Raw genomic sequence first — 6,034 nt, forward strand, 5'->3', positions numbered from 1 at the left:
CCGCGCATCCGCAGGCAGTCGATGGCGATCATCGTCGGCTCGTCACCGGCGCGCGCCGTGGTGTCGACGGCGACGTCGACGCCCTTGCCCTTGGTGATCTCGGCGACGCGCTCGCGCACGTCCTCCTTTTGCACGTCGATCACGTAGTCGGCGCCGAGGCGCTGCGCGACCTCGAGGCGGTCGGCGTCGGAGGTGAGGCCGGTGACGATGACGGTGTCAGCGCCGGCCGCCTTGGAGGCGACGGTGCAGGCGGTGCCCATCTGGCCGGGGCCCTGGATGAGGACGGACTTCCCGGGCCCGGCGCCGCCCTCGACGACCGCCCACTGGACGCCGTTGCCGAGGGCGATGTGCAGGCAGGCCTCCGAGGCCGTGATCCCGTCGGGGACCTTGTGCCAGACCGCCTCGTAGGGCATGTACATGTACTGGCTGTAGCCGCCCCACAGCGCCGGCGCGACGTCGACGCCGGTCGAGCCGTAGCGGAGGTAGTTCGGGTTGTTGTGGCCGTCGGTCTTCCAGCAGTGGCGGTACTCGCCCTTGTGGCACCACTCGCACTGGTGGCAGACCACGTACTCCTCGAGGGCGACGAGGTCGCCCTCCTCGAGGCCCCACTGCTCGTGGGCGACCTTGCCGAGCTCGTGGATACGGCCGACGTTCTCGTGGCCGAGGATGTTCGGGCTCTTCGGGGCGCTGCGGAAGCTGCCGACGTCGCCACCGCAGATCCCGACCGCCTCGACCTTCAGAATCGCCCCGTTCTCCGGCACCGGCGGGACCTCGTACTCCCGCAGCTCGAGCTGCTCCTTGCCGATCCGCGTCATCGCCAGCGACTTCGCCATCTCGCCCCCCGTTCCGTCCGGCCTGCCCGACCGGCGCAGGATACCGAGTGCAGGCTCCCCCGGCACGGGCCGGCGCGCTGATGGGAGAATCCCGCGATGCATGCCGATGAATGGTGCGCCGTCGCGCACGTCGACATCAGCCCCCGCACCTCCCTCGAGGACGGCGTCGAGCTCCTCCTCGAGCTCGCGGCCGGCGCCGTCTCGACGACGGGGGTGCTCGACTACGCGGTCCTCCGCCAGCCTGTCCGCCAGAACCACTTCGAGCTGGTGGGGCGCTTCGCGACCGAGGCCGCCTACCTCGCCCATCTCGGCAGCCCCTGCAACGTCGCCTTCCGCGCCGCCATCGCCCCGATGCTGGGCTCGCCCTACGAGGACCGCCTGCACGGCGGACGGGGGCCGCAGCGCTTCCCGCTCGCAGCCGCCGGTGCCTTCGTCATCGTCACTCAGCTCGAGGTGCAGCCGGTGCACCTGACGGTCGCCGAGCGTGCGCTCGAGGGCCTCGTCGAGGCGCAGGCCGCGGCGGAGGGGCTCGGCGGCCAGGTGCTGCTCGCGCGCCGCGGGCGGCCGAACAACCTCGAGCTCCTCTCGGTGTGGGCCGGCGAGGAGGCCTTCGACGCCCACCTCGCCGCCGAGGCCTACACGGAGGCCCGCGCCGTACTCACCCCGATGCTCGTGGCGCCCGTCGACGACCGCCGCCACCACCTCCTCGCGGGGGCGTTGCGCGCGCCCTGACGGAGGCCCTCAGGCGGGCTCGCTGCGGCTGATCACCCCGCCCGGCGCGCCGCGCGCGAGATCGAGGAGGGCGCCGGGCTCGGGCTCGCGCACCGCTCCGCGCCACGCGATGTGCTGGTCGGGTCGCACGAGCAGCGCCTCGGCGCCGAGCTCGGCGGCGGAGTCCCCTTCGACATGGAGCACCGCGAGTGGCAGGCCGCGCCGGGCCGCCGCCTCGCTCCACGGGCCGGCGGAGGCCGCGCTGTCGACGAGGACGAGGGTGAAGCCGCTGCCGAGCCGGTCGTAGAGCGAGCAGCCCGGCGCGAGCCAGCGGTGCGGCAGGCGGCCGCCCGGCTCGCCGCTCGGCCGGTAGTGGCCCGGGTCCGGGGCGCGCCGACGGGAGCCCTCGGTGGCGACGATCGGCGAGCCGGCGTAGGAGTAGCCGAGGACGAGGCCGAGGCTGTGGAACTCGATCGCCTTCGCGGCTTCGATCTGGCGGGCCGCGGCGGTGCGCGCCGCGTCGCCGACGTGGCCCTCGAGCTCGAGGCGGGGATCGGCGAGGTCGACGGCGAGGACGCGCATGTTCGCCTCGGCGAGGGCGATCGTCTCGGCGGCGACCGGTCGGCGCTCGGCCTCGTAGCTCGCGAGCAGCTCGGCGCCGCCCCATCCCTGGAGGACGGCGGCGAGCTTCCATCCGAGGTTCACCGCGTCCCCGACGCCGGTGTTGAAGCCGTGGCCTCCCCAGGGGGGATTGAGGTGCGCGGCGTCCCCGGCGAGGAAGGCGCGCCGTGAGCCGTACGAGGAGGCGAGCGCGAGGCGCGCCGCCCACGGGTCGGTGCTCACGATCTCGGCGTCGACCTCGCTGCCCACGAGCTCGTTGATGAGCTCGCGGGGGTCGTCGTCGAGCACCCCCTCCCCGGTCGCGATCACCCACCAAAGGTCGCCGCCGTCGAGTGGGCCGAGCACGCCGGCGACGCGCGGGTTGAGCACCCAGTAGTGGATGGCGCGGCCGAGGGCGTGGCCCTCGTGCAGGCCTGCGGCGCGGAAGACCAGGTTGAGGTTCGGACGGAGGTCGGTGGTGCCGACGTAGTGCGCGCCGGTCGCCTCGCGCACGAGCGAGCGCGCGCCGTCGCAGCCGACGGCGAAACGCGCACGCAGCACGCGCCGTGCACCGCCCTCGACCTCCTCGATCTCGGCCCCCACCCCGTCCTCGGCCTCGCTCAGCCCGACGAGGCGCCAGCCGAGCAGTAGCGTCGCCGACGCGACCTCGGCGAGCTCGCGGCGGAGCGTCTCCTCGAAACGGGGCTGGGGGATCTGCTGGCCCGCCTCGGCATAGAGCTCCTCCTCACCGGTCGTGAGGGCGAAGCAGCCGGAGAAGCGGGTGATCTCGCGACCCTGCAGGGCGGTGCAGAAGACGACCTGGTCGGAGTAGTCGAGGGCGAGCGGCGCGGCGGCACGCACCGCCTCGGCGATCCCCCACCGTCGGAGGTGCTCCATCGTGCGCGCGCTCGTCGTCTTTGCGCGCGGCCGCTCCCAGGAGACGGCGCGCCGCGGCTCGACGACGAGGCACTCGACGCCGCGTCGACCGAGCTCGAAGGCGAGCGCGAGGCCGACCGGCCCCCCGCCGACGACGAGCACCGCAGTCTCCTCGGGCACCTCCGCGACGACCGCCACGGCCCGAAGCTACCGGGGGTTGCCCGGCTCCCCGCACGGCGTGGCTCCGCCGTGGAAATATCGGCGGCGACGCGACGAAGGCGGGGGCGATGTTCATCACCGATGCGCAGATCCACATCTGGGGGCCGGACAGCGCCGAGCGCCCCTGGCCCGAAGGCGGCGCGGCGCGCACCCACCGTGTCCCGCCCCTCGACGCCGAGGAGGTGATCGCCGCGATGGACGAGGCGGGGGTCGACCGCACCGTGCTCGTGCCGCCGTCGTGGGAGGGCGACCGCAACGACCTCGCGCTCGACGCCGCGCGCGACTACCCCGATCGCTTCGCGGTCATGGGGCGCCTCAACGCCCGTGACTCCGCGGGGGTCGACCTCGCGCGCTGGAACGAGCAGCCGGGCATGCTCGGCGTCCGCCTCACCTTCCACGTCGACACCGCGATCGCCGACGCCGACTGGCTGTGGTCAGAGGCGAGCGAGGCCAGCCTCCCCGTGATGGTCTTCGCGCCCGGCCAGACCCCCGAGATCGGCGAGGTCGCCCGCCGCTACCCCGGCCTCCGGCTGATCATCGACCACTGCAACCTCGCCACCACCGCGGGGGCCGGCGAGATCGCGGCCGCGCTCGACCCGCTGATCCCCCTCGCGGAGCTGGCGAACGTCGCCGCGAAGGTCTCGGCGCTGCCCTGCGCGATCGAGGGCGAGGGCTACCCCTTCGCGAGCCTCGCCCCGCACGTCCGCCGCGTCGTCGACGCCTTCGGCGCCGAGCGCTGCGCCTGGGGCTCGGACCTCTCCCGCCTCCCCTGCCCGTACGTCGACTGGAAACGGGCCATGGCCGAAGGTCTCGGCGTCCTCTCCGCCGACGAAGTCGAGTGGGTGATGGGGCGAACGATCGCGGAGTGGCTCGACTGGCCCGAGCCCGGCGCCCCGGCCTGAGCGCTCCCCGATCACACGAGGCCTCCGGCGGTAGTCTCCGGGCGAGGCGAGGAGGCCCGGTGGGGATTCTGGACGGGAAGAAATTGCTGGTCACGGGGGTCCTCACTGACGACTCCCTGGCCTTCAGCGCGGCGCGCGTCGCCCTCGAACAAGGGGCGGAGATCGTCCTCACGGGCTTCGGCCGCGGCCTTTCGCTCACCGAGCGGACGGCGCGCAAGCTCCCGTCGGCCGTCGAGGTCCTCGAGCTCGACGTGACCGACGCGGCGCAGGGCGCGGCGGTCTGCGCCACGCTCGGGGACAAGTGGGGGCGCCTCGACGGTCTGCTGCACTCGATCGGCTTCGCACCGGCCAACTGCCTCGGCCAGGGGATGTTCGCCGCCTCCTGGGAGGAGGTCGCGACGACCATCGAGGTCTCGGCCTACTCCCTGAAAACCCTCGCCGAGAGCTTCCTGCCGCTGCTCGAGGCGGCGGGCGGCGCTTCGATCGTCGGCCTCGACTTCGACGCCACGAAGGCGTGGCCCGGCTATGACTGGATGGGTGTCGCGAAGGCCGCCCTCGAGTCCCTCGCCCGCTACCTCGCCCGCGATCTCGGCCCGAAGCAGGTGCGAGTGAATCTCGTCGCTGCCGGGCCGATCCGCACCATGGCGGCGAAGTCGATCCCCGGCTTCTCGCTCTTCGAGGAGACCTGGAACGGACGGGCGCCCCTCGGCTGGGACGTGCGCGGCGACCAGGACGCCGTCGGCATGGCCTGCGCCGCGCTGCTCTCGGACCTCTTTCCGAAGACCACCGGCGAGATCCTCCACGTCGACGGCGGCTACCACGCGCTCGGCGCCTGAGCGGGTCGGGCGCCGATGCGCCCGAGGTAGGGTGACGCACCCAGGGCCAGGTCCCGGGCGGCGTGGCCGAGTGGTTTAGGCAAGGGCCTGCAAAGCCCTGTACAGCGGTTCGATTCCGCTCGCCGCCTCTAACTATTAACCCAGTTCAGAACACAAATTACTCGGCTGCTTCTCGTTCGCCCACGGCGAGCATGGCACGTGGATGGCACATCCGCTACGGACGCAGGCGGACGACAGCGGTCTCGGGCGAAGCCTTCGCCGCGGCGATCTGGTCGTCCATGAAGTCCGCCAGCTCGCGTCCACGCTCCTCCGTCGCGTGCTGGTAGATAAGCGCGGCTCGCGGCGAGGAATGGCCGATCGTCGCCATCAGCTCCTTGAGCGTCAGGTCGGGCTTGCGGGCGAACATCGTCGCGGCGTGGTGTCGGAGGTCATGAGGATGTGCCCCGACAAGTCCTACTGCTTCGCACGCTTGCTTCCACGCGTTCGAGAGATCGGATCGTCGCAGCGGCAGCCCTGACGATCGTGAGAACACCGGTGCGGTCGGATCGAGGGCGACGTAGGTGTCGAGATGCTCGGCGAGTTCCTCGGCGACCACCCGCGGCAGCGCGATCTTCCGAAATCCCGCCTCGGTCTTGGGGGGCGCGATCACACGACCCACACCGACAATCTCGTGCAGCTGTCGTTCGACGCGGATCGTCGCGTGCAAGGGATCGATGTCTTGTCGCTGCAGCCCGAGAAGCTCTCCGGGGCGCAACCCGGCAAATCCCCCAAGCAGGACCAGCGCGCGTAGGCGCGGTTCAACGGCGTCGGCCAGGCGGAGCACGGTTGTCGTGTCGAGCATCGGCCGTTCGGCCGGGTTCTCGATCCCGGCCCCCTTGATGAGGCATGGGTTTCGCGGCACCAACTCGTCCGAGACCGCCGTGTTCAAGATCGCCCTCAGCAGTCGGTAGGACTTCGCTGCTTGGTCGGACCCCTTTTCTGCGGCGACCTTCGAGTGCCACCTGCGGACTTGCTCCGGCGTGATCTGCCGCAGCCGCGTCTTCTCGAACGTCGGATT

6 protein-coding genes and 1 tRNA gene are annotated in these 6,034 nt (G+C 72.2%); 4 read left to right on the forward strand and 3 right to left on the reverse strand.

The window, feature by feature from the left end; translation table 11 throughout:
* The coding region (locus VNF07_05775; protein HVB05737.1) for a zinc-binding dehydrogenase at positions 1-833 on the reverse strand (833 nt) is incomplete at its 3' end.
* A 96-nt stretch (positions 834-929) separates the two neighbouring features.
* Between VNF07_05775 and VNF07_05780 the strand changes: the two genes are divergently transcribed.
* A complete protein-coding gene (locus VNF07_05780; protein HVB05738.1) occupies positions 930-1,565 on the forward strand; it encodes an antibiotic biosynthesis monooxygenase in 636 nt (211 codons plus the stop codon).
* A gap of 9 nt (positions 1,566-1,574) precedes the next feature.
* Here the strand turns inward: VNF07_05780 and VNF07_05785 are convergent, their stop codons facing one another.
* Positions 1,575-3,218 (reverse strand): FAD-dependent monooxygenase, encoded by a 1,644-nt coding sequence (locus VNF07_05785; GenBank protein ID HVB05739.1) that lies wholly within the window; start codon positions 3,216-3,218, stop codon positions 1,575-1,577.
* A gap of 89 nt (positions 3,219-3,307) precedes the next feature.
* Here VNF07_05785 and VNF07_05790 point away from each other — a divergent pair, with 89 nt between their 5' ends.
* The 3 genes from VNF07_05790 (at position 3,308) to VNF07_05800 (ending at position 5,105) form a co-directional block, all read left to right on the forward strand.
* Positions 3,308-4,141, forward strand: coding sequence for an amidohydrolase family protein (locus VNF07_05790; GenBank protein ID HVB05740.1), 834 nt, complete (start codon positions 3,308-3,310; stop codon positions 4,139-4,141).
* Positions 4,142-4,200: 59 nt separating this feature from the next.
* On the forward strand, positions 4,201-4,977 hold the full coding sequence (gene fabI / locus VNF07_05795) for an enoyl-ACP reductase FabI (protein HVB05741.1): 777 nt from the start codon (positions 4,201-4,203) through the stop codon (positions 4,975-4,977).
* A 56-nt stretch (positions 4,978-5,033) separates the two neighbouring features.
* Positions 5,034-5,105 (forward strand) — tRNA-Cys (locus VNF07_05800).
* An 86-nt stretch (positions 5,106-5,191) separates the two neighbouring features.
* Here VNF07_05800 and VNF07_05805 read toward each other — a convergent pair.
* The coding region (locus VNF07_05805) for a site-specific integrase (GenBank protein ID HVB05742.1) at positions 5,192-6,034 on the reverse strand (843 nt) is incomplete at its 5' end.

The organism is Acidimicrobiales bacterium (assembly GCA_035533595.1).
In the GTDB taxonomy this organism is placed as follows: domain Bacteria; phylum Actinomycetota; class Acidimicrobiia; order Acidimicrobiales; family Bog-793; genus DATLTN01.